Origin of the sequence: Pseudoalteromonas sp. CnMc7-15, assembly GCF_022347925.1 — a bacterium.
GTDB lineage: Bacteria > Pseudomonadota > Gammaproteobacteria > Enterobacterales > Alteromonadaceae > Pseudoalteromonas > Pseudoalteromonas ruthenica.
Genome location: NZ_JAKRFT010000004.1, coordinates 51,147 through 74,198, shown reverse-complemented (window position 1 = coordinate 74,198; position 23,052 = coordinate 51,147). Strand labels below are relative to the sequence as shown.

19 protein-coding genes and 2 tRNA genes are annotated in these 23,052 nt (G+C 48.0%); 11 read left to right on the top strand and 10 right to left on the bottom strand.

What is annotated here, in order from left to right; all coding sequences use genetic code 11:
- Positions 1–112: 112 nt before the first annotated feature.
- Together MHM95_RS10765 and MHM95_RS10760 are read left to right on the top strand one after the other, a co-directional pair.
- Positions 113–796: an HD domain-containing protein gene (locus MHM95_RS10765; protein WP_151172944.1), complete on the top strand. Its 684-nt coding sequence runs from the start codon at positions 113–115 to the stop codon at positions 794–796.
- Entirely contained in the window at positions 789–1,187 is a 399-nt protein-coding gene (locus tag MHM95_RS10760) for a VOC family protein (protein WP_239385263.1), read from the top strand. Before MHM95_RS10765 ends, MHM95_RS10760 begins: the two co-directional genes overlap by 8 nt.
- Here MHM95_RS10760 and MHM95_RS10755 read toward each other — a convergent pair.
- Together MHM95_RS10755 and MHM95_RS10750 are read right to left on the bottom strand one after the other, a co-directional pair.
- Positions 1,184–2,170, bottom strand: a complete 987-nt coding sequence (locus MHM95_RS10755) for an HD domain-containing phosphohydrolase (RefSeq protein WP_151172943.1) — start codon at positions 2,168–2,170, stop codon at positions 1,184–1,186. The two genes, MHM95_RS10760 and MHM95_RS10755, sit on opposite strands and share 4 nt — an antisense overlap.
- On the bottom strand, positions 2,163–5,486 hold the full coding sequence (locus tag MHM95_RS10750; protein ID WP_239385262.1) for an MHYT domain-containing protein: 3,324 nt from the start codon (positions 5,484–5,486) through the stop codon (positions 2,163–2,165). The genes MHM95_RS10755 and MHM95_RS10750 overlap by 8 nt, the downstream gene beginning before the upstream one ends.
- 286 nt (positions 5,487–5,772) lie before the next feature.
- Between MHM95_RS10750 and MHM95_RS10745 the strand changes: the two genes are divergently transcribed.
- A complete protein-coding gene (locus MHM95_RS10745) occupies positions 5,773–6,450 on the top strand; it encodes a YgjP-like metallopeptidase domain-containing protein (RefSeq protein WP_022944041.1) in 678 nt (225 codons plus the stop codon).
- A 5-nt stretch (positions 6,451–6,455) separates the two neighbouring features.
- Here the strand turns inward: MHM95_RS10745 and MHM95_RS10740 are convergent.
- Both MHM95_RS10740 and MHM95_RS10735 read right to left on the bottom strand, forming a co-directional pair.
- Positions 6,456–6,540: transfer RNA gene (locus MHM95_RS10740), tRNA-Tyr, on the bottom strand.
- A 24-nt stretch (positions 6,541–6,564) separates the two neighbouring features.
- Positions 6,565–6,649, bottom strand: a tRNA-Tyr gene (locus MHM95_RS10735).
- Positions 6,650–6,761: 112 nt separating this feature from the next.
- Between MHM95_RS10735 and MHM95_RS10730 the strand changes: the two genes are divergently transcribed.
- The gene (locus MHM95_RS10730; RefSeq protein WP_239385261.1) at positions 6,762–7,271 is read left to right on the top strand and encodes a VC2046/SO_2500 family protein; all 510 of its coding nucleotides are present in this window, start codon (positions 6,762–6,764) and stop codon (positions 7,269–7,271) included.
- Positions 7,272–7,399: 128 nt separating this feature from the next.
- Here MHM95_RS10730 and MHM95_RS10725 read toward each other — a convergent pair whose 3' ends face one another.
- Positions 7,400–7,768, bottom strand: a complete 369-nt coding sequence (locus MHM95_RS10725; protein WP_239385260.1) for a YchJ family metal-binding protein — start codon at positions 7,766–7,768, stop codon at positions 7,400–7,402.
- Between the two features lie 125 nt (positions 7,769–7,893).
- Positions 7,894–8,343 carry a SulA-like leucine-rich domain-containing protein gene (locus MHM95_RS10720; RefSeq protein WP_026110985.1) on the bottom strand — a complete coding sequence of 150 codons (450 nt, stop codon included), beginning with the start codon at positions 8,341–8,343 and terminating at the stop codon, positions 7,894–7,896.
- Positions 8,344–8,600: 257 nt separating this feature from the next.
- On the opposite strand from MHM95_RS10720, the gene MHM95_RS10715 reads away from it, so the two are divergent.
- Positions 8,601–9,893, top strand: coding sequence for an NCS2 family permease (locus tag MHM95_RS10715; RefSeq protein ID WP_026110986.1), 1,293 nt, complete (start codon positions 8,601–8,603; stop codon positions 9,891–9,893).
- 367 nt (positions 9,894–10,260) lie between these two features.
- Here the strand turns inward: MHM95_RS10715 and MHM95_RS10710 are convergent, their stop codons facing one another.
- Positions 10,261–11,025, bottom strand: coding sequence for a hypothetical protein (locus MHM95_RS10710; RefSeq protein ID WP_045978091.1), 765 nt, complete (start codon positions 11,023–11,025; stop codon positions 10,261–10,263).
- Positions 11,026–11,356: 331 nt separating this feature from the next.
- Here MHM95_RS10710 and cysB point away from each other — a divergent pair, with 331 nt between their 5' ends.
- On the top strand, positions 11,357–12,334 hold the full coding sequence (cysB, locus tag MHM95_RS10705; RefSeq protein ID WP_022944048.1) for an HTH-type transcriptional regulator CysB: 978 nt from the start codon (positions 11,357–11,359) through the stop codon (positions 12,332–12,334).
- 55 nt (positions 12,335–12,389) lie between these two features.
- Here cysB and MHM95_RS10700 read toward each other — a convergent pair whose 3' ends face one another.
- The 3 genes from MHM95_RS10700 to pabB form a co-directional block, all read right to left on the bottom strand.
- Complete coding sequence (locus tag MHM95_RS10700; protein WP_022944049.1) at positions 12,390–13,766, bottom strand: L-serine ammonia-lyase; 1,377 nt, start codon at positions 13,764–13,766, stop codon at positions 12,390–12,392.
- Between the two features lie 81 nt (positions 13,767–13,847).
- Complete coding sequence (locus tag MHM95_RS10695; RefSeq protein WP_052698093.1) at positions 13,848–14,441, bottom strand: CoA pyrophosphatase; 594 nt, start codon at positions 14,439–14,441, stop codon at positions 13,848–13,850.
- Positions 14,438–15,787 carry an aminodeoxychorismate synthase component I gene (gene pabB / locus MHM95_RS10690; protein WP_239385259.1) on the bottom strand — a complete coding sequence of 450 codons (1,350 nt, stop codon included), beginning with the start codon at positions 15,785–15,787 and terminating at the stop codon, positions 14,438–14,440. Before pabB ends, MHM95_RS10695 begins: the two co-directional genes overlap by 4 nt.
- A gap of 154 nt (positions 15,788–15,941) precedes the next feature.
- Here pabB and MHM95_RS10685 point away from each other — a divergent pair, with 154 nt between their 5' ends.
- The 5 genes from MHM95_RS10685 to MHM95_RS10665 all read left to right on the top strand — a co-directional run bounded on the left by MHM95_RS10685 (position 15,942) and on the right by MHM95_RS10665 (position 23,042).
- Positions 15,942–17,468, top strand: a complete 1,527-nt coding sequence (locus tag MHM95_RS10685; RefSeq protein ID WP_022945861.1) for a fumarate hydratase — start codon at positions 15,942–15,944, stop codon at positions 17,466–17,468.
- 55 nt (positions 17,469–17,523) lie between these two features.
- Positions 17,524–19,587: a S9 family peptidase gene (locus MHM95_RS10680; protein WP_239385258.1), complete on the top strand. Its 2,064-nt coding sequence runs from the start codon at positions 17,524–17,526 to the stop codon at positions 19,585–19,587.
- A gap of 365 nt (positions 19,588–19,952) precedes the next feature.
- The gene (locus tag MHM95_RS10675) at positions 19,953–20,993 is read left to right on the top strand and encodes a Glu/Leu/Phe/Val dehydrogenase (protein WP_045978088.1); all 1,041 of its coding nucleotides are present in this window, start codon (positions 19,953–19,955) and stop codon (positions 20,991–20,993) included.
- Between the two features lie 86 nt (positions 20,994–21,079).
- Positions 21,080–21,733, top strand: coding sequence for a CatA-like O-acetyltransferase (locus tag MHM95_RS10670; protein ID WP_239385257.1), 654 nt, complete (start codon positions 21,080–21,082; stop codon positions 21,731–21,733).
- Between the two features lie 103 nt (positions 21,734–21,836).
- On the top strand, positions 21,837–23,042 hold the full coding sequence (locus MHM95_RS10665; RefSeq protein ID WP_052698092.1) for a M23 family metallopeptidase: 1,206 nt from the start codon (positions 21,837–21,839) through the stop codon (positions 23,040–23,042).
- The last annotated feature ends 10 nt before the right edge of the window (positions 23,043–23,052 follow it).

Here is a 23,052-nt window from a genome sequence, read left to right as displayed (position 1 = left end):
GAGGCAATGGAATACCCACCGCAAGGCATGTTGACACGCTAGGTCGTTGGTTTGAGAGGCGCTATTCTAGGCATCTTAAGGCGCTTTCTCAAATTAATTTTGCCAATAGCCGATGAGTGATTTATTGTCATCACATAAACTCTTAATAATGAATACTATGCAAGAAATCGAACAACAATGTCGCGATTTTATTCTCAGTTGCGGTAGCGCCGACTCAGCTCATGACATTACGCATATTGAACGCGTTGTGCAGGTGGCGAAAACTTTGTGTGAACAGGAGCATGCCAAGATTGAAGTGGTGCTGCCTGCGGCGTGGCTGCACGATTGTGTTGCGGTGGCGAAAAACCATCCGGACAGAGCGAAGGCATCGACCATGGCAGCCGACAAGGCGTTAAGCTTTTTGCACAGTATTCATTATGACAGTCGCTATTTCGATGCTATTCACCATGCTATTGTCGCCCATAGCTTTAGTGCCAATGTCACACCCACCACTTTAGAAGCGCAGATAGTACAAGATGCCGACCGTATGGATGCCCTTGGCGCAGTGGGAGTGAGTCGCTGCATGAAAGTAGGCGGGGCGATTTGTCGTGGCCTATATCACCCCCAGGATCCGTTTTGTAAGAACCGCCAAGCTGATGACAGTAAATACACCCTTGATCACTTTTTTGTGAAGTTATTGCACATAGGTGAGAGCATGAACACGGCTAGTGCTCGATATGAAGCACATAAGCGCACGCAGTACATGCACGATTTCTTACGCCAACTCGGCGAAGAGATAGGTATTGCCTATGAGTAACCCACCGTTATTGCGTGGCGTACACCATTGCCATATACAAGTGCATGATATTGAGGTTGCATTGGCGTTTTATCGTCAAGTAATGGGTTTTGATATCGTCCCCGAGTTGGCTTTTTGGTTTGAACAGCAACACGATGGACCGCTTATGCTGCAAGATCAGGCAAAGTCGATTTGCTTGGCTTTATTTGTTGGTGATAAAAAAAGCAACGGCATCGCGTTTCGTTGCGATGCGTTAGCCTTTGTGCACTGGCAACAGCACCTGCACGATTGCGATATCAAGGTCACGCGAGCCGATCATCAGGTATCTTGGTCATTGTACTTTCGTGATCCCAGCGACAATGTCCATGAAATTACCTGTTATGAATATGAGGCCGTTGCTGAGCTGCTCTAGCTTGGATATTGTGCTTTAACAGCAAGAATATCGTCCAAACAAGCCATAAAAATATCCACCAGTTCGGGGTCAAAGTGCTTGCCTTTCTCTTCTTGAAGTAACTGCACGGCTTTGTCGATTGGCCAAGGTTCTTTGTATGGCCGCTTCGAAGTCAGTGCGTCGAATACATCGGCAATGGCACATATACGGCCCTCTATGGAGATCTCTTCGCCCTGTAAGCCATTTGGGTAGCCGTTGCCATCAAAGCGCTCATGGTGCTCAAGGGCAAGTCGGTGGGCAAGTTGGATTAATGCAGAACTTGAGCCTGCCAAGATATCCGCACCAATGCTGGCATGAGTTTGCATTTGCCGGTATTCGTCTTGATCCAAGCGCCCAGGTTTAAGAAGAATATTATCGGGGATACCGATTTTGCCAATATCATGCATTGGCGCCGCAAGCAGCAACGACTCGGCATGGGCCTCATTAAAGCCATAAGCGCGCGCGATGATGTGGCAATAACGACTCATGCGAATTATGTGTTGTCCGGTTTCATTGTCTTTGTATTCGGCTGCATGACTCAGGCGTTGGATCAATTCAAGTTGCGCGGCTTTGAGTAAGTCAGCTTGCACTAAAGACAAATGATTTTTAACCCGCGCTTTGACGATTGCTGGGCTGATTGGCTTAGTAATGTAATCAACCGCGCCTTTGGCAAAGCCTTGCGTTTCATCTACTTCGTCTTGCATGGCGGTCACAAAAATAACCGGAATAGCCTGCGTACTTGGCCGTTGCTTTAACAGTTCACATACTTCAAAGCCAGACATATCTGGCATCATAACATCAAGTAAAATGAGCGCGGGTTGCTTGCTATGAGCTAATTCCAAAGCTTGAGGCCCTGATTTTGCAAATATAAGGCGATAGTCATTTCCTAATACTTGATTTAAAACCTTAAGGTTCGTCGGCTCATCATCTACAGCTAGGAGAGTCGGCTTTTGTGTCTCAATCATGTTGCACACTCTGCAGTTGCTCAAGTAATTGCTCAATAGCGACTTTTGCCGCCGCAAACTCGAATTCGTTAATGAGATTCGCGATATCCATTACTTGTTTATGCCATTGTTGTGGCGTTGCCGCAATAAGTTGTTCACTGTGTTCACTATCATATTCAAAGTTATCGCATAACTGCGCAACCTCTCGCAATAATTGCTTAAAGTCCTCATCGCTATGGTGACTTCTCACGACTTTGCTAGGCGCGTCAGTGTGGTTTTGCAGATATTGATAGAGCTCATCAATACAGCTGAATAGAGCAAACCGATGAGGGTCTTGAACCTGCTTTTGTCGTTCAATCGACTTTAATGTATCGGCTAATTTGGGCAGGGCTAGATTACCGGCTAATCCTTTTAATGTATGCACGTCAACAAGCTGATCGGCGCTGAGCTGATCATACTTACTCAGTGTTCGCAGCTGCTCATTGCGCTGCCTATAGAAGTGCTTTAGTTCCTTGAGGTAGTGCGCTTTTGAACCCCACAGCTCCGCTCCTTGGGTTTCGTTGACCAGCTGTTGGCTGTCGTGGGCGGTGGCGTTAGTTTGTGCGAATACATGTGCAGCCAAATCGATATCGAGAACGCGGGCTATTTCCGTTAGTAAATCGCTCAGCACCACAGGTTTGCTGGCAAAGCCGTCCATTCCAGCGGCTTTAGCCGCTTCACGGTCACTGCCCATGACACTGGCCGTTAAAGCAATAACGGGCGTTGTAGCAACCTCGTTGTGCTGCTCATATTGACGCAATTGTCGGGTTGCTTGGAGACCATCACACTTGGGCATATGAATATCCATCAACACAATGTCATAACTATTACTTGTGGCCAGTTGCACTGCTTGCTCGCCGTCATCAGCGGCCTCTACTTGATGACCGAGTTTAGCTAGGCGTAGTTGCAGTAGCTCGCGGTTTTGCGGTACATCATCAGCCACCAGTATTCGCAATTTAGGCATTTCGCTAAGTGGGGTCAATGAGCTCTGCTCATTGATGTGCTCGCCCGCTACCTGTTTTAGGGGCAGGGTAAAGTAAAATGTACTACCTTGGCCCAAGGTGCTGGTGACGCCTATATCCCCGCCCATAAGTTGTACGAGCTGGCGGCTAATGGTAGTGCCTAGACCGGTGCCGCCAAAACGCCGCGTGGTACTGTCGTCTGCTTGCTCGAAGGGGTTGAAAATAGCACCCACCCGCTCGGGGGCGATACCAATGCCAGTATCAACCACCTCAAAATAGACACCTTGATTATCGCCGCGAACATTGACGGTGACACTGCCTTGCTCGGTAAATTTTACTGCGTTGCCGATTAAGTTGACTAATACTTGACGTAAGCGCTGCGGATCGCCGCGATAGTGCTCACCGAGATTACTATCCATATTCAGGGCAACCGAGAGCTGCTTATGTTCAGCGCTGTGATAAAAGCTGGAGACCACAGAGTCGACGAGAGCCAGCAAATTAAAGGGCACTGACTCAATACTCACTTTACCTTGCTCAAGCTTGGCGGAGTCTAAAATATCATTGAGTAAATGCAGCAAAGAGCGTGCAGATTGCAATACGTTGGTGAGTTGCTGACGCTGTTGTTTATTCAATGGGCTATCTAGCAGCACTTCAGAGAAGCCAATGATGGAGTTCATGGGCGTGCGTATTTCATGACTCATATTGGCTAAAAAGGCTTGCTTTGTCTCCGCTGCGGCTTCGGCTTTCTCTTTCGCTTTTACAAGCTCTTGCTCCATTTGTTGGCGCTCACTGATATCGACCAATACGCCTGCAATGAAAAGCTCTTCTCCTTCGGTATGCTCAAATGTTCCCTTATCAATCACCCATTTACGGCTGCCATCGCGACACTGTATTTGGTATTCAAAAGAGTAGTGTTTTTTTCCTTGTGCAAGTGCGCTGTATATTTGCTCGCGCACATAGTCGCTATGCTGCGCAGAGATAAGCATGTCAAAGTTAACACTGCCGTCGATAAACTGCTGGTCATCATAGCCGGTTAATTGTTTTACGATGGGGCTAATGTAGAGCATGCTCCAATGCTTATCTAAACGGCAGCGAAAAGCCACGCCGGGCATATTAGTTAACAAAGTGCGATAATGACGCTCTTGTTGGGCAAGCTGATTTTGCATCGCCTTTTGTGCGCTCAAGTCAGTAATAAAACCTACAAACATGCGCTTTTGTCCGGGAATAGCGACTTCACCAACCCCCAAACGAATGGGGATCAGCGCGCCATTTTTATGTTCGGCGTTGACCTCACGTCCGGAACCAATAATGTTTTTAATGCCGGTACTTTGGTAGGCACTTAAGTAATTATCATGTTGATTGGCGATTTCTTGTGGCATCAGCATTTTTACGTTTTCGCCAATCACTTCATCGCGATGATACCCGAGTATACGTTCGGCTCCGGCGTTGAAGCTCAGTACTTGGCCTTTCGCGCTAATGGTAATAATGCCATCGACGGCGGTATTGAGGACCGCTTCAAGGCGTGATTGAGTGATAAGTTGTTGCTGAAGGGCCAAACGATAGCGCATCACACTGTGCAATAAAGCAATGAGACCACTGAGCAAGAGGCTTACAATAGCAATACTCAGAGCGAGATCGGTTACATGGCTATTATCGGTGAGCTCACTGTACACCGGGGATTGGGCCACAAATCGTGCCGCTTGCATCCCGGTATAATGCATGCCAGAGACTGCGCAGCCCATAACTATGGCGCTGAGAATACGATAACCGGTTTGCCCTAGAGTGCTGCGCCCTGTGGGTTGTAAATATAAATGAGCGGCCAGGCCGAGCCATGCAAGAATGACCGCCACTAATACAGAGACAACAAACCAAAGTGGGTCATAGCCTAGCATTGGCCCTAGGCGCATCGCGGCCATACCCGTGTAATGCATAACCCCTATGCCGGCGCCCAACAGCAGGGCACTGAGCGCAAGCTTGGCTCGAGAAGGGTTGTTCGTACTGAGTAAATGGAACCCTAAGGCAGTGGCTAAAAAGACAGGGATGAATGACACCACCGTCACTGTGAAATCATAGTCGACGCTGACGCATAAGCTAAATGCCAGCATTCCGATAAAGTGCATACTCCACACGCCAGCGGCAAAAGCGGCGGCACTTGCTGGCAGTGCCATGCGATAAAATGGAGTGTGGCGTTGTTGTTGAGCAAATTCCCTTAATTGCAGCGCAAAGAAAGATGCAAAAATGGCAACAGTGACCGAAAGTAACACTAAGGCCCAATCATAGCTGCCATTGACCAGCAATTCGGGAGCAGGGTCGGTAATAAAAAACTGAGAAAACATAAAGTACTTCGATACTCCAACAACGGATGCCAAGTGGCAATCACAGCCTAGCACAGTGAAAAACCACGTGTCGCGCACAAAAGTGAAAGCGCCCTGTATCTTACAATGACACTGATTGTTCTATCAGCGCAGCGACGGCTGAGTTTAGTTATTTATGAGTGCGCTGCAAGCTTACCCAAGAGCGTAATTACGGTATCATATTAGTAGCGCTGCAAAGGATGTACTTAATGTTAGCACATTGTTTGGCAAACTCTTTTAGTTCAAGTAATTACAACAAAGGTTTAGTATGAGTAGGCAATATGATGTGCACTACAGCCGTCGACGAACGCTAGCTTTGGTGGTCAAAAATCAGCAAGTGAGTGTGAAAGCACCTTATGGGGCATGTCGTGATTTCATTGCAGACTTCGTTGAGAGCAAACAGGCGTGGATAAACAAACAATTACATAAACAATCTGATATTGAAGCGGCTAGGTATAACCCTTGGCTACATCGTCGCATTATGCTTTTCGGTGAATTACGTGCAATAGAGGTAAGCGAGAGCTCACTTGAGCAGACAGATAACCAAACGATAAACATCGTAATCAGTAAGCGAGTGAAGCATCGCCAGCGCTATTTTAATCAACAGCTATTGGCACTGATGCACGATGAATTATCTGATCACTTATCGGCCCGCATAATGCAGTGGCAAAAGGTGATGAATATCGCCGCTAACGGCATTAGCGTTAAAGTGTACAAGCGTCGTTGGGGCAGTTGCGATTCGCGTGGTGAGTTATGTTTTAATACCTTGCTGGCAGGAGCTCCGCATTGGGTTATTGACTATGTCATAGTTCACGAGCTGGCGCACCGGGTACATATGGATCACAGCCATCAATTTTGGGCACTGGTTAATGGCTACTACGAGCATACCGACCAAGCACGGTTATGGCTTAAAGAGAATGCACATCTGTTGGATTTTGTACGATAGGAAAGTGGTGGAGGGAGCTGGATTCGAACCAGCGAAGGCAATGCCGTCAGATTTACAGTCTGATCCCTTTGGCCGCTCGGGAACCCCTCCAATAGAATGATGTGTGTTGTTAAGTGGTGGAGGGAGCTGGATTCGAACCAGCGAAGGCAATGCCGTCAGATTTACAGTCTGATCCCTTTGGCCGCTCGGGAACCCCTCCTAAACAACGGCGGCGATAATAGCAAACTCAGAGTCCAAGTAAAGAAAAAAACTAAAGAAAGCTGAAAAAAGGCCGATAACTGTTTAGAAGTAATTCAGGTTGAATAAAGTTTATGCAAGTTAAGCCCGTCATTCGTAACGAACTACAAATGGACTCGCAATTATGTCGCAGTGTCCATGAGGCCCGTCGTGGAGACTTTGCTTGGCTGTTAGCATCATTATCAGCAGATGCACTCGATTTTGCCCAGTTTCACCTTCCCAAATCGGAACTAGAATCTCACCAAGTGGATGAGCAGCAGTTGCGATTGCAGTTGGGCGCTGCGCCTGCAAAACCAACGGCATTACCGGATTACCAAATAGATAGAGCTCAGCATGACAGGGCATTATTGGCGCAAAGCTCAATGACAACTCTGCGCTTAAAAGAGTGTCTAACCCCCGAGCCTTTGGCAGTGCGAGACGACAAAACCTATGTTCCACTACCTATAATTGATAATTGCGATCCGAGCGTACAGGCAAAACATCATCGCCAATATGAGCCACTGAACGAGCCGCAAATGGATAGTGCAGCCTTTTACGATCAACTTGTGGATATTAATAAGTCCTCGTCTTTAGCATACGCGTAATGGCCTGCGCATAATGGCGCATGGCCAGTCAGAGCGCGCTAATCAGGGTGCAATAGCAGGTGCGAGCCAAGGGTTTCTTGTACTAATTAAGCGAATACCTAAAGCTGCCACTGGGCGGCGGTATCACATCAAGACATACAGCATTTTTTGAATTTATTGCCACTTAAGCATGGGCAGGGATCGTTGCGTCTAAGCTTTACATCAGCGGCTTCAAACAACCGCCCGCTGTCGTATTTCCACTGGTGGTGCTGTTGAATGAACTGTGAGCGTTCATGAATACAGTGAAGGGTATCAGCAATGATGTAAAAAGCCTTAAATTCAACATAGGCCAAAGCATCGCCAGGCTCATAATCCATTATCTGTAAGCGTACAAAATGCGCAGCTTGGGCAAATTCAGCCACTTCCTCTCTGGGGTTTTGTTCTAGGGCTTTATCTGAGCAGGTAAAACATAAGTAATCAATAGCTTGTTCACAAAATGCACTATAACGAGAGCGCATCAGGCTCTGGGCGTCGGGGGCATCAATAGCTCTACTTACAAACCGGCCGCAGCAATCAGCAAAAGGCTGCGGCAATCCACAATGGCACATCGCATTTTCTAACTACAAGGAATCACGCCAATATATTAGCAGACTTGTAACTGCGAGGGCACAGTTGTTTGTTCGCTGGCGTTATGCTCGGTAGTGAAACAGTAAAGCTGTGCTTTAGCTTGGTGGGTATTAAGTTGTAAGGCTTCGAGTTGTTGCTGTTTTAAAATGTCCGTCCAGGTGATCACCGCCGCAAAACGGCCATTTTGCAGCGCACAATTAAGCATGTACTCCATATCAACAACATGTTTAGCCCGAATTACCAGCAATTTATTCGTGTCGATAGAGCACGCGTCCAATAGGTGGCGGCTAGGCACATTGTCAGGGGCGACTAATAGCGTCCAGCCATTATTTTGATTGTAGCGATGAACGATTTTAAGCATCTCAAATGTTGCAGAGATCTCATCCTCAGTTTTTACGATATTGATCACATTAGGGTTATCTTGCTGATAGCTTTTAACATGACGAACACTTGCTGTATGTAACATAATTGCCTCGCTGTGGATTTTGTGAACCATATACAGTGTTTTATACAGTATGTGTATACAGTAGTTTATACAGTTATTCAGTGCAAGTTTTTTTTGTTTCTTTTTTAAACGTCTTGTTCGTTGCTTTAAACGCTTAGCGATACCGAAGAAGCTAAAGCCGTGTTTCGGTGCCAATATTGCTGTGTAAACATGCGGTCATTTGTCCGCATTTATGCTAGTATCCGCCGCTTCTATTTTACGTATCACTGTTTACTCCTATGTTCGAAAGACTGTTCAAAATAAAATCGCATGGAAGCTCCGTTAAGCGCGAGGTTATCGCAGGACTCACGACCTTTATCACCATGGTGTACATCGTGTTTGTCAACCCGGCAATGCTAGCAGAGGCGGGAATGGACCAAGGGGCAGCATTTGTAGCAACCTGTATTGCTGCTGCTATCGGTTGCTTCATTATGGGTTTTTGGGCGAATTATCCGTTAGCATTAGCGCCAGGCATGGGCTTAAATGCATTTTTTACCTACGGCGTAGTATTAGGTATGGGTTACACCTGGCAGGCGGCTTTAGCGGCGGTATTTATGTCGGGGTGTATCTTTTTAGCGTTGAGCCTATTTAAGGTCAGAGAGTGGATAATCAATGCCATTCCACTGGTACTTAAGCGCGCTATCGCCACGGGGATTGGCGCTTTTCTGGCGCTCATCGCACTGAAAAACGCGGGTATTGTTGTTGCCAGTCCAGCCACGCTCGTTCAGATGGGTGATATTACCAGCAGTGGGCCTTTGCTCGCTATCCTGAGCTTTTTCGTAATAGCGGCGTTGTTGTATCGTGATATCAAAAGCGGCGTATTGATCAGTATTATGTTGGTTACAGGCATTGCGTTATCCATGGGGCTGGTTGAATATCAAGGGGTGATCTCAGCGCCACCGTCCATCGCTCCTACCTTTATGCAATTAGATTTTGCCTCGGCGTTAGAGTTATCCATGCTCAGTGTCATTTTCGCATTCTTGTTTGTGGATTTGTTCGACACCTCAGGCACCTTAGTGGCGGTAACGCAAAAAGCGGGCTTAGCCGATGAGCAAGGGCGTATGCCACGTTTGGGTCGAGCACTGAGTGCCGATAGTACGGCGACAATTGCAGGCTCTATGCTTGGCACCTCTACGACCACTTCCTACATCGAGTCAGTATCCGGTGTGTCAGTGGGTGGGCGTACAGGTTTAACAGCTGTGGTGGTGGGCTGTTGCTTCCTACTGATGATGTTTTTTGCCCCTTTAGCAGCCATGGTTCCAGCTTATGCAACAGCGGGTGCGATTTTGTATGTCTCGGTGCTCATGCTGCAAAACCTTAAGCTGGTTGATTGGGATGATATGACAGATGCGATTCCAGTTGCCGTGGTGCTGTTGATGACGCCGTTAACTTTTTCCATTGCCCACGGCATTGCCCTTGGCTTTATCGCCTATACGGCGGTGAAATTAGTGTGTAACAAGGGGGCAGAGATTAGCTTGAGTGTGTGGATTCTAACAGTACTATTTTTGCTTAAGTTCATGTTTTTATCTTAGTAAGCAAGGTCATATATAACAGCTAAAAAGGCACAGCTATGACGCTGTGCCTTTATTTTTTGTATGAACCAACGAGCTTCAAAAAATCAGCCTCTATTGTCAATTGTCGCTCCTTGACGTCGCACTTCGTAGTTGTACTTCAGCATACTCAGATCATGGCTAGCCCTGCGTACAGGCGCAGCACTATGGGGAGTTTGGTTTCGGGTGTTGGCACACATAGCTGGGTGGTGTGTAGCTCAATGATTGAATCAATGATTGAAGGTGGTAAGAGGGTTGAGCGTAAGGTACTTATCCTGCTTGGCCCGGTACAGGCAGCAGATAGGCGATGTTTAATATCGGCCTATCTGTTATAGCTTGATTTACGCTGCTACCACTTTTTCTTTGGTGCGAATAACACATCCAAATCGTCTTTTTCTTCCTCTTCACGTTTTTTACGGGCGGAGGCGTTAGAGGCTTTCAACTCAGAGCTGATCTCATTGAGATAATCCTCAAGCTGATTTTTCTTATTCGTGACATAGTCGTCGCTGTAATTCAGGGCGGTAATCGTGGCATACGCCTTTTCGAAATACTGCCGTGCCGAGCCAACCATATTGGCGTTTCTTGCAGCCACGCCGCGCTTAATTTGGCTTTCAATATTTATTTTTAATTGCAGGCGCTCAAAGGTTTTGTCCTCTTGCATAAACACAGGGGTATCGATTTTGCCCTTGCTGTGTTCAGAGCGCATGATGGTGCGCAGTTTCTTTATTCCCTGTATCAATGAAATAAGCTGCTTGTCATGATCGGGAAGAGCAAAGTTCTCGCCCATATTGGCGCTCTCATCAACACCACTGGTTAAGCGAGTTTTTGCATCATTAAGCCGAGATTTAAGCTCTTTCGAGGAGGGAGATAACTCAACCATGGCGGCGAGCGCATCGTGAATTCGACGATAAAGAATCATCATCACATTATTAGATAACGGGATATTGACACTGTTGACCAGCACTTCTTCCGTCTCTTCAATTATTTTTTTTTGCTTTGCGAGCTCTTGGCGGCGCTGAGCTTCTTGCTTTTCTTTATGCTGTTGCACTGCACTTACCCAAACCGCAATAACGATAAGCGCGACAATTAACATAATAATGATAGAGACTATCATACCCCGATTCTCTTACTCATTGAGTTGCCCAATTACCACCCATCTTAACCGAAAGAACCTAGGTTGGGGTAGTAATACACGTTAAATTCATGAAATAACATTAAATAAAATAAGAGTATAGGAGAACATCGCAGCCTTGAACATAAATCAACAGTACCGAGACATAATTAAATGTGCTAGCCTAGCTAATCGCAATAGCTAAAATGTATAAGAAGATGGGCTCAAGGTGTTGATTTGCCTTCCCATTCACCAGGAAGATTAGGGTCTAGGCCACTGCGTATAACGCCTGGTGCAATCGCAAGTAAAATAATAATAGAAAGTAACAACGACCATGAAACTACAGCAGCTAAAGTATATTGTTGAGGTGCTTAATCACAACCTCAATGTATCCGCCACAGCGGAGAGTCTTTATACTTCGCAGCCCGGTATCTCCAAGCAAGTACGTATGTTGGAAGACGAATTAGGGGTGCAAATTTTTGGACGCAGTGGCAAGCACCTGACGCACGTAACCAGTGCCGGTAAAGACATTATCAATATTGCTCGTGAGATTCTCTCCAAAGTCGAGGGAATTAAGGCTGTAGCCAATGAGCATACCTTGCCAGACCAAGGTAAACTTAATATTGCCACCACCCACACTCAAGCGCGTTATGCCTTGCCTGAAGTCATTCAAGGTTTTATGAAAAAGTACCCGGCGGTTTCATTGCATATGCATCAAGGTACGCCGCAGCAAATCTCTGATGCAGCGGCACGTGGAGATGCTGATTTTGCTATTGCAACAGAAGCCTTACACTTGTATTCCGACTTAGTGATGTTGCCTTGCTATCACTGGAATCGCAGTATTGTGGTGGCGAAAACTCACCCGCTGGCGCAAAAAGCCGATAACCTTAGTATTGCTGATGTTGCTGAGTTTCCGCTGATCACTTATGTGTTTGGCTTTACGGGTCGCTCAGAGCTAGACAAAGCGTTCAATGCTCAGGGGTTAGAGCCCCATATAGTCTTCACCGCCACGGATGCGGACGTTATAAAAACCTATGTACGTTTAGGTTTGGGCGTCGGGGTGGTCGCCTCGATGGCTGTTGATGAAATCACCGATAAAGATTTAGTGTGCATCGATGCCAGCCACTTATTTGAGGCTAGCACGACCAAAATCGGTTTCCGTAAAGGAACGTTTTTGCGTGGCTATATGTATGACTTCATTGAGCGTTTTGCGCCGCACTTGACCAAAGATCGGGTTGAAAAAGCCTGCTTATTACGTAATCAAGATGACGTCGATGCGATGTTTGAAAGCATTGAGTTGCCAGTGCGCTAAGTGATCAGTGTCATGATATGAAAAAGGCGCCTGTTGGCGCCTTTCTTTTGTGCGATTAACACTCAATGATGTTTACCGCCAGACCGCCTCGAGCGGTTTCTTTGTATTTGGTTTTCATATCATTGCCGGTGTCCCACATGGTTTTAATCACTTTATCCAAGGAGACCTTTTGCTCACCGCTGCCGCGCATGGCTAGGCGTGAGGCATTAATAGCTTTAATCGCACCCATGGCGTTGCGCTCTATGCAAGGCACTTGCACAAGGCCGCCCACAGGATCGCAGGTGAGACCGAGGTTATGCTCCATGCCGATTTCAGCGGCATTTTCTACATGCACTACGTTACCACCCATGATCTCCGTTAAGGCGCCCGCAGCCATCGAACAGGCAACGCCCACTTCGCCCTGACAACCCACTTCGGCCCCGGAGATAGAAGCATTCTTTTTATACAAGATACCAATTGCTGCTGCGGTAAGCAGATAGCGCGTGGCGATATCGCGATCCACCTCTTTGATAAAGGTATGGTAATACATGAGTACTGCCGGCAGGATACCTGCGGCGCCGTTGGTGGGGGCAGTGACTACTCGGCCCCCAGCGGCGTTTTCTTCGTTCACGGCAAGAGCGAATAGGTCAACCCAATCCATTGCTCTCAGTGGGTCGTTATTGTTCTCAACGTTTAGCTTTAAGTATAAGCTGGGTGCCCGACGACGCACCTTCAGACCGCCTGGCAGAATGCCCTCAGTACGCATACCGCGTTCAGTACAGGCTTTCATCACCTGCCAAATATGAAATAACTCATCTTTGATATCAGCTTCGTCGCGCAAGGTCTTCTCATTGGCCATCATTAGGCTTGAGACGCTCAGGCCTGATTCCTTACAAAGCTCTAGCAGTTGCTGTGCGTTATCGAACGGGTAGGGGGCAGGGTTTTGCTCACGGATATCCAGCGCAGCCTGCTTTTCCTTATCAAAGTCCTCGTCGCTGACGATAAAGCCGCCACCAATAGAGTAATACACTTGCGAGGCAATGCGTTCATCACCCTTAAAGGCAATAATCTCCATGGCATTAGAGTGCTTGGGCAAGGTCTTGCGGCGGTGAAATACAATCGCCCCTTGCTTTGGAAACTTAGCCTGATGGGTTTTATTGAGATAAATAACCTGCTCTTGTTCGATTTTAGCCAAAATATCGGGTACGGCGTCGGCATCGACCGTCTCTGGGTCGTATCCGGCGAGCCCTAAAATAACAGCTTTACCTGAGCCATGGCCAACACCGGTTTGACCCAAGGAACCAAACAGCTCTACTTTTACCTCGGTAACATCCTCAAGTGTGCCTTGCTCTTGCAGGGTTTGCACAAACAACCGAGATGCGCGCATTGGGCCTACGGTATGGGACGACGACGGCCCAATGCCAATGCTAAACATATCGAATGCACTGATCATAAAATCTATACTCACATTGCCTTTGAACGGGCGCCCATCATAACGTTAAACACCAGGGATGTAATCCTCTGTACACTAATTTTAGCTGATCGGACCAAGGCGCTTCGTAAAGCGCTCAATAATTCGCTCGGTCGCTCCCCACAGCAGACCATAAGGGGTTTTAAAAACGCGAAAGTGGAGGTTTTTTTGTTGCCGCTCGACCCGCAGAGACTGCCAGTTTTGGGTTGCTAACAGTTCAGCCAGAGGCACAAAAAATGCGGCTTCGACCTCATTTTGATCAATTTGCCAACGGGCACCGGCGCGCAGCTGTGCTAGATACGGCGTAATACTCATATCATTGAGGGTGCTCACCTCATCGAGACGGCCGATGATGGTGACATCTTTGCTGTCTATATTCAGCTCCTCGTGCAGCTCTCGTAGGGCGGTGTGAGCAAGCGTCTTATCTTCGCGCTCTTGCTTTCCTCCTGGAAAGCACAGCTGGCTGGGATGGTGGCGCAGGTGAGCGCCGCGTTTACACAGCAACACTTGTGCTCCGTGCTCAGACTCTGAGAGCAGCATAACCACAGCGCTACGGCGCTTTGGGTGGGTTGGAACAAAGCTGGAGGGCGCGGCACTGAGATTAAACCGCGCAATAACCTGAGCGCATGAGAGCGCCGCATGGGGTGATTTTATCACGTCAATACCGGTAAGATTTTATTTACCTTATCGTAAGTCTCTTGGTACTCAGAGGCAACATCTGAGTCGGCAACAATGCCACCACCGGCCCAGCAATGTAGGGTATTGTCTTTGGCGACTAAGGTACGAATGGTGATACTGGTGTCCATATCACCGCAGGCGCTAATGTAGCCAATTGAACCACAATAGGCACTGCGCCGATGTGGTTCGAGCTCTTCAATGATTTCCATCGCCCGGATTTTCGGGGCTCCGGTAATAGAGCCACCCGGGAATGCGGCCTTCAGTTGGTCGAGCGCCGTCTTGCCCTCAGCCAATTGCGACTGTACGGTACTGACTAAATGATGGACAGCGGGGAAGCTCTCTATGGCAAAAAGTGAGGGCACATGCACCGAGCCCGGTTTCGCAACCTTGCCGAGGTCATTACGCAGTAAATCGACAATCATGACGTTCTCGGCGCGGTCTTTGGGGGAGCTCGCCAACTGTGCTGCCAAGGCTTGATCTTTTTTAGGGTCACTGCTGCGCGGCAGTGTGCCTTTAATCGGTTTGCTTTCGACCTGATTGTGGTGCACTTCGATAAAGCGCTCTGGCGAAATGGATAAAATGCAGCCTTGCGGTAAACGCATAAAAGCAGAAAAGGGGGCGCTGTTGTGGCTGCGTAAACGGCAATAGGCTTGCCATTCGCAGCCCTGATATGTGGCACTGAAGCGCTGTGCCAGGTTGATCTGATAGCAGTCGCCGCTGCGCAAGTAGTCCTGTATCTTTGCAAATTTATCGGCATATTGCGCTTGGCTCATATTGGAGGCCCAGTCACTGGTTAAGGCAAATTTACCTGCGTTTGCGGCGGCGGGTGGCTGCAGGTAACGCTGTAAACGGGCTTCGACATCCACCGTTGGCTGGGCAATATAATACCATTGGCTGGCCGCCTTATCGTAAATTAAGGCATCAAGATAAAGGCCCAGTTGTATCTGCGCCAAGGCAATGTCGTCCGTCGCTAAGCTGGGTAGGCGCTCTAGGGTGCGTCCTAAATCATAGCCAAAGTAGCCAAGCCAGCCGCCACTAAAAGGCAGGTCATGCGCCGGGGATTGCGTGCACAGGCCAGCTAGGCGTTGCTGCATATAGGCGAACACCTCCTGATGCAGCTCAACGCCGTCTAGGTATACCTTGTTGTGCTCGACGCTGAGCGTCGCTTCAGGCTCAATCACTAAGATATCGAAGCGGCTATTAACGTGCGCTGCACTAGCAGAGTCAAGAAAAACCGCCCCTTGGAGATGGTGTAATTGGGCAAACACCTCACATGGCGAGGATGAGAGCGCTAATTTACGGCAATGTAATTGCGAATTTGTCATTATCTTCAACTCGAAGAACTAGCCCGAAACGGGCAGGGAGGTTATCATAAGTTACACTTTATCAGAAGACGCGGTCTAACCGTGCACACGTCACCGAGTCGTCGCACCGACTTATGTATTAACTGAAGGTGTGACCCAGTAGGAAGGATTAATCATGAGCACTATTCGCCAGCAAGATTTTATCGACAGCATTGCCGATGCGCTGCAGTATATTTCTTTTTATCACCCGCTAGACTTTGTTCAAGCTTTAGAAAAAGCCTATAACAAAGAGCAAAGCAAGGCGGCCAAAGACGCCATTGCGCAGATCCTTATTAATTCTCGTATGTCTGCCGAGGGCAAACGCCCACTGTGCCAAGATACCGGCATTGTTACTTGTTTTGTTAAAGTTGGTATGGATGTGCGGTGGGATCAAACCGACATGACGGTGCAGCAAATGGTGGATGAGGGAACGCGTCGTGCCTACACCAATCCAGATAACCCGTTACGTGCATCGATAGTTGCCGACCCTGCTGGCAGTCGAAAAAATACCAAAGATAACACCCCGTCCGTGGTGCACATTGATATGGTGCCAGGCAATGAAGTGGAAGTGATGATTGCGGCTAAAGGCGGCGGCTCTGAGAACAAAACCAAGATGGTGATGTTGAACCCTTCCGATGATGTTGCCGAATGGGTAGAAAAAACCTTACCAACAATGGGCGCTGGTTGGTGTCCACCGGGTATGTTAGGTATCGGTATTGGCGGCACTGCGGAAAAAGCAGCAGTATTGGCCAAAGAGTCGTTGATGGACCCTGTGGATATTCATGAGCTGATCGAACGAGGGGCTGAAACGACCGAAGAGAAAATGCGCTTGGAGATTTTTGAGCGTGCTAACAAACTGGGTATTGGTGCCCAGGGGCTCGGTGGTTTAACCACCGTCGTAGATGTAAAGGTGAAAACCGCGCCCACTCATGCGGCGTCAAAGCCTGTGGTGATGATCCCCAACTGCGCGGCAACTCGTCATGTGCACTTTACTCTTGATGGCTCGGGTCCCGCCGATTTACAGCCGCCGAAATTAGAAGATTGGCCAGAAGTGACCTGGGAAGTGGGCGAAGACACCCGTCGCGTTAATCTTGATACCCTTAACAAGGATGATATCCAAGACTGGAAGATGGGTGAAACCGTGCTGCTTAGCGGTAAAATTCTGACCGGTCGTGATGCGGCCCACAAGCGTTTGCAAGGAATGATTGAAAGCGGTGAAGGCTTGCCTGAGGGTGTTGATTTTACCAATAAATTTATTTACTACGTGGGCCCTGTGGATGCGGTGGGCGATGAAGTAGTCGGCCCCGCAGGACCCACTACCTCGACCCGTATGGATAAATTCACCGACGTGATGCTAGAGAAAACCGGCCTTATTGGCATGATTGGTAAGGCTGAACGCGGTCCAGCTACAGTTGCCTCAATAAAAGACAACAAGGCGGTATACTTAATGGCTGTTGGCGGCGCCGCTTACCTGGTCGCCAAAGCGATTAAAAAGGCCCGCGTGGTGGCATTTGAGGACTTAGGTATGGAAGCTATCTACGAATTTGAAGTAGAAGATATGCCGGTCACTGTGGCCGTGGACAGCGAAGGAGCAAATGCTCACACCCAAGGTCCAGCAATTTGGAAAGCAAAAATTGAAGAATTGGATGGTGCGTTGAAGTAATGCATCGGTTCGGTTAAGAAGGGCGCCTTGGCGCTCTTTTTTATGGAGTGAAACAATGACAACAATAAATTCTATCCTCAGTGTGATGTTGCTTGGCGGCTCAGCGCTGAGCGCCCAGGCTGAAGTACTCAGCGTTGAAAAACTAACTCAGCTCAATAAAGTGCACAGTGTGGCGGTATCCAGTGATGGAAGGCAGCTCGTTTACGGTGTAAAAACGCCCGAGGGCAGCGATTTATATTTGCAGCCCTTATCAGCAGTGAGCAGCAGTTATGCTGGCTCGACCAATTTAGCGAAAGCGACACGGTTAACCTATGACAGCAGCAGTGAAACAGCGGTACGCTTTTCTAGCGATGGCCAAGCAATCTACTTTTTATCAGCCCGCTCGGGCTCCAATCAGCTGTGGCGACTGCCCCTTAGTGGCGGAGAAGCGCGCCCCGTTACTGACTTACCCATGGATATCGAGGGTTACACCTTAAGTTCTGACAACCAATCCGTGGTACTAAGCTTAGATGTTTATCCCGAGTGTGATACCTTGGCGTGCACTATCGAGCGCGATGCCAATCCACCGGCCCATAACGGCCAAGTCTATGACAGTTTAATGGTGCGGCATTGGGATCACTGGAATGACAATAAAGTGCGTCACCTGTTCAGCGCCAAACTTACCGATAAAGTGATCACCGACGCTAAAGACATCACCCCACAGTGGCAAACCGATGTTCCTGCTAAGCCTTTTTCCGGCATGGAAGAAGTGGCAATTAGCCCCGATGGCACCAAGGTGGTTTTCAGCGCTAAAGTTAAAGCCCCGGATAACGCTTGGAGCACAAACTTCGATTTATTTGAAGTGGCTATCGAAGGCGGCTCTATTCGCAACCTCACCGAAGCAAACAAAGCCTGGGATGCGGCGCCGCAGTTCTCCGCTGACGGCCGCTACCTTGCCTATAAAGCGACGACAAAACCTGGCTTTGAATCAGACAAGTTCACTTTGCAGTTGCTAGATTTGCGCACTGGTGAGAACAAAGCACTGGCACCGCAGTGGGATCGCAGTGTGAGCAGCTTCCAATTCGGTGCGAATGGCCGTGCTATTTATGCCACCGCCAAAGATTTAGGCCAGACCAGCTTATTTGAAATCAGCACCGGGTTTGGCGATATCCGTAGCGTGTTCAGCGATGGCTATGTCGGTGACGTGCAGGTTGTAGGCGAGCAAATCGTGTTTTCTCGCCATGCTCTGAATTCACCGAAAGAGCTCTATCGTATTAATCGCGATGGCAGCGGCTTAATGCAGTTAAGTGATGTCAATAAAGAAAAAATGGCTGATGTGACTTTAGGTGACGTAGAGCAATTTAGCTTCAGCGGTGCTAACGATGAACAAGTATACGGTTATCTTGTTAAGCCGGCCCTGTTCGATGCCAACAAGCGCTATCCACTGGCATTTTTAGTCCATGGGGGGCCGCAAGGATCGTTCGGCAATATGTTCCACAGTCGTTGGAATGCTCAGCTTTGGGCGGCGCAAGGCTATGGCGTAGTGATGATCGATTTTCATGGCTCGGTGGGCTATGGCCAAGCGTTTACCAATTCTATTTCCCGCGATTGGGGAGGTAAGCCGCTGCTAGACCTACAAAAAGGTCTCGATTACGTGGGCGATAATTATGCTTGGTTAGACATTAACAACGGCTGTGCCCTCGGTGCCTCCTACGGCGGTTACATGATGAACTGGATTGCCGGAAATTGGCCTAAAGGCTTTAACTGTCTGGTTAATCATGCGGGCTTATTTGATATGCCAAGCTTCCACCAAAGCACCGAAGAGTTGTGGTTCGCTGAGCATGAAATGGGCGGCCCGTTTTGGGCGAAAGACGGGGATTACAGTAAGTATAACCCGGCTAACTTCGTCGCCAATTGGCAAACACCGATGTTAGTGACTCAAGGCCTTAAAGACTACCGCGTGCCATATGCGCAAAGTTTAGGGGCGTTTACCACCTTGCAACGCAAGGGCATCGACTCGCGGCTGGTGGTCTACCCTGAGGAAAATCATTGGATCCATAATCCTGATAATTTAATTCACTGGTATCAGCAAGTATTTGCGTGGATGGCAAAGTACACCCAGCCACAGAGCGAACAATAATAAGTTCTGCTCTGACCAGTTAAGGGCGTCGCCAGCGATTAGACTGGCAGCGCCCGTCCTACCTGAAGCTCGACATTCCCGCCCAGCGTATTAAAATATTTACATAGGTGTTGCCGTTAACGTAAACGTCAGATGGGCGTGGATAAAGGTGGTACATAGGGTGATTGGTTATGGTTTAAAGTTCGTTAATTTAACCATATTTTGGATTAAATATTCATTTACTGTTTTATGTGTGAATAGAAATTCAACCACAAAGGAAATGCGTGGTTTTATCATCTTATATAGTGGTAAGGCACTGCACTTAGTGATAGAGTCTGCGGCAATTTCAGCGCACCCAAGTAGGGTAACAAGTTCGGAGAATAACAGTGGCTGTTTTTAATCAAGTTGATTTCGATAACCACGAGCAAGTGGTTTTTTGTAGTGATAAAGAATCAGGCCTAAAGGCAATTATTGCCGTACACAACACTAACCTAGGCCCGGCTGTGGGCGGTTGCCGGTTGTGGAACTATGCCAGTGATGAAGAAGCCGTTACCGACGTACTACGTCTTTCCAAAGGCATGACTTACAAGAACGCTGTGGCGCGTTTGCCTTTCGGTGGCGGTAAATCTGTGATCATCGGCGATGCAAAAAGCATTAAATCAGAAGCACTATTTCGTGCTTTTGGTAAGCAACTAGAGCGTTTAGGTGGAAGCTACTATTCTGCTGAAGATGTCAACATCACCACCGGTGATGTAATGATGATGCACCAAGAAACAAACTATGTAATGGGTTTGGAAGGCAAAAGTGGTAATCCGTCGCCGTTTACTGCTTTAGGTACTTTCCTAGGTATTAAAGCGGCTTTTCAACACAAACACGGTCATCAAAACCTTGAAGGTGTGAAAGTGGCGGTACAGGGCCTAGGCGCTGTGGCCTACGACCTATGTAAACATTTGCATAACGCTGGCGCAGAGCTATTCGTAACCGATATTAACGAGCAGTCGGTAGCGCGTGTAGTCAATGACTTCAATGCCACAGCTGTGGGCATTGACGACATTTATGATCTGGATGTGGATGTATACGCACCTTGTGCGCTAGGAGCGACCATTAATGACAACACCATCCCGCGTATTAAGGCTACGATCATTGCCGGTTGTGCTAACAACCAGTTAGCGGAGCCTCGTCATGGTGAGATCATTCGTGAAAAAGGCATGCTGTATGCGCCAGACTACGTTATTAACGCCGGCGGCATCATCAACGTCTATTACGAAACCAAGCCACAAGGCTATAATGCTGACGATGCGACTAAGCACGTTGAAGGCATCTTTGATACTTTGTTGGAGATTTTCCAACGCTCGGAAAAAGAGCAGGTATCAACGCATGTTATCGCTGATAAACTGGCAGAAGAGATCATCGCTCAGGGTCTTTAGTACTCAGCGTTTAGGCGCATTTTATTGCTCCTAATATCAGATTAAGGCATGCTTTCGGGCATGCCTTTTTTGTTGTCGAGTAGATAATGCCTTATCCCGCCACGCAAGTGGACCTCCAGCAGTGGCCGCGTGCACAGCACTTTGCCTTTTTCAAAGATTTTCAGCAACCCTACTTCAATGTGTGTGTGCGCCTAGACGCACGGCTGTTATTTGCATACTGCCAAGCGCAGGCTTTGTCCTTTTTTAGTGCTTACATTTATTTGGTGCACAAAAGCGCGCAGCAATATTGGCCAATGGGGCTACGTATTGTTGATGATCAGCCTGTGCATTATCAGCAAGTGACGATGAGTGTGGTGCAACTGGCCGAGGATGACAGCTTTCGTTTTAGTTATCTCGATGACACGCCATGTTATACAACTTACGCCCAGCGTATGCGCGAAGAAAAAGCCCGTGCTGCGTGTGAGCCTTTGTTTAGTGAGGCTTTCGCGCACACCGAAGGGCGCGCCGATGTGCTGCATGTATCGGTATTACCGTGGTTGCAATTTAGTGGCTTTTCTCATGCTACTTGTTTGGGGGCTACTCACGGTATTCCTAAAGTGGTGTTGGGGCAATATGATAAAGTTTCAGGTTGCATGCCTTTAGCCCTGGATGTGCATCATGCACTGATGGATGGTCTGCATAGTGCAAAATATATTCAAGTATTGCAGGAAATGATGCATAATCCTTCGGGTTATTTGTGATTTAAATGTAAATATTTAAACATTAAATTTACATTTGTTCCCTTTATAGATCTATAGTGAGTATTCCCACATACGGGACATGATAACGATAGAGGGAACAAAGATGAAATTGAACACCATACTCACCGGCATAGCCTGCGCCGGTGCAACAACACTATTGAGCTTTTCGGTGCATGCAGAGCATGCTCAGTTACCCGAGCGCATTGTAGCCAAGCAAGATATGGCGCTGATTGATTTACACAGCGAAGCGCTTATTGCCGATGAACAGTTTGTTTTTAATAACGCCCTGGCTGCGCGGGATTGGACTAATTTCTTCGCTGGGCTCAATAGCGAATTACAAGCAAAGCAAGAAGCGATACTGCATTTCGCTGGCTACGCCAGTATCAACCCAGAGCTGCTATTAGCATTAATGGAGCAGCAAAGCCAACTAGTCACGAACCCCACTGCTGAAGCAATGCAGAGGCCTTTCGCTGATTTGAGTGATGAAGTCGGATTTGAAGCACAGCTTCGCGATGTCACTAACCGGCTCAGCCACACCTTTTATGCCTATAAACGCTTCGCACAAAGCAGCCAGCAATTTAATCAAGATGTCGCCAGTTTTGCGCTGGTCGATATGTTTATTATGCGGCAAAAGCCGGTGGGTCCGCGCCGCCCGCGTAAGGGTAAGAAGATCACTGCGTTGATGAGTGCCTATGAGGTTGTGACCGGGAAACCATCAATACAACTGACGCAAAAGCAGGTATCAGCCCCACAGCGCCAAGCGCTCAGTGCGCAGCCTCAAGCTCAGGTAGCTTTTAGTATGAATCTTCCGTGGCCAAGTGGCTATGCATGGTTCAGTGGGGGGGCACACTCTAACACCGGCTCTGGGTATCCGTACTCCTCGTTAGACTTTAATAATGGCTCTGGAGGATGGGGCAGCAATACACCTTGGGTGCAAGCGGCCCATGAGGGCACTGTTACACGTTATTCGCAATGTAATATTCGCATCACTCATCCAAGTGGCTACGCCACCAACTACTATCATATGGATGCGTTGCAATTTAACTCCGGTGATTATATTTCCGCAGGGAGTTGGATAGGGCGCTATGCTAACAATCAAAGTACTGCGCTGTGTCAGGGTGGTCAGTCAACGGGACCACATGTGCATTTTTCACTGTTGTATAATGGCCAATATGTGAGCCTACAAAATCGCTATATTAGTGGTTATCGTATTGATGTCGGTAATTACAACTATGACGATAATTGCTACAACTTTTACTTTGAGCGTAACGGTTATAAAACCTGTGCGTGGCAGCGCTTGTATCGCTAGTGCGAACGGA

Coding starts and splice junctions, on each gene's coding strand:
- MHM95_RS10765 (WP_151172944.1), top strand. CDS start 113: ATGAGTGATTTATTGTCATCACATAAACTCTTAATAATGAATACTATG.
- MHM95_RS10760 (WP_239385263.1), top strand. CDS start 789: ATGAGTAACCCACCGTTATTGCGTGGCGTACACCATTGCCATATACAA.
- MHM95_RS10755 (WP_151172943.1), bottom strand. CDS start 2,170: ATGATTGAGACACAAAAGCCGACTCTCCTAGCTGTAGATGATGAGCCG.
- MHM95_RS10750 (WP_239385262.1), bottom strand. CDS start 5,486: ATGTTTTCTCAGTTTTTTATTACCGACCCTGCTCCCGAATTGCTGGTC.
- MHM95_RS10745 (WP_022944041.1), top strand. CDS start 5,773: ATGAGTAGGCAATATGATGTGCACTACAGCCGTCGACGAACGCTAGCT.
- MHM95_RS10730 (WP_239385261.1), top strand. CDS start 6,762: ATGCAAGTTAAGCCCGTCATTCGTAACGAACTACAAATGGACTCGCAA.
- MHM95_RS10725 (WP_239385260.1), bottom strand. CDS start 7,768: ATGCGCTCTCGTTATAGTGCATTTTGTGAACAAGCTATTGATTACTTA.
- MHM95_RS10720 (WP_026110985.1), bottom strand. CDS start 8,343: ATGTTACATACAGCAAGTGTTCGTCATGTTAAAAGCTATCAGCAAGAT.
- MHM95_RS10715 (WP_026110986.1), top strand. CDS start 8,601: ATGTTCGAAAGACTGTTCAAAATAAAATCGCATGGAAGCTCCGTTAAG.
- MHM95_RS10710 (WP_045978091.1), bottom strand. CDS start 11,025: ATGATAGTCTCTATCATTATTATGTTAATTGTCGCGCTTATCGTTATT.
- cysB (WP_022944048.1), top strand. CDS start 11,357: ATGAAACTACAGCAGCTAAAGTATATTGTTGAGGTGCTTAATCACAAC.
- MHM95_RS10700 (WP_022944049.1), bottom strand. CDS start 13,766: ATGATCAGTGCATTCGATATGTTTAGCATTGGCATTGGGCCGTCGTCG.
- pabB (WP_239385259.1), bottom strand. CDS start 15,787: ATGACAAATTCGCAATTACATTGCCGTAAATTAGCGCTCTCATCCTCG.
- MHM95_RS10685 (WP_022945861.1), top strand. CDS start 15,942: ATGAGCACTATTCGCCAGCAAGATTTTATCGACAGCATTGCCGATGCG.
- MHM95_RS10680 (WP_239385258.1), top strand. CDS start 17,524: ATGACAACAATAAATTCTATCCTCAGTGTGATGTTGCTTGGCGGCTCA.
- MHM95_RS10670 (WP_239385257.1), top strand. CDS start 21,080: ATGCCTTATCCCGCCACGCAAGTGGACCTCCAGCAGTGGCCGCGTGCA.
- MHM95_RS10665 (WP_052698092.1), top strand. CDS start 21,837: ATGAAATTGAACACCATACTCACCGGCATAGCCTGCGCCGGTGCAACA.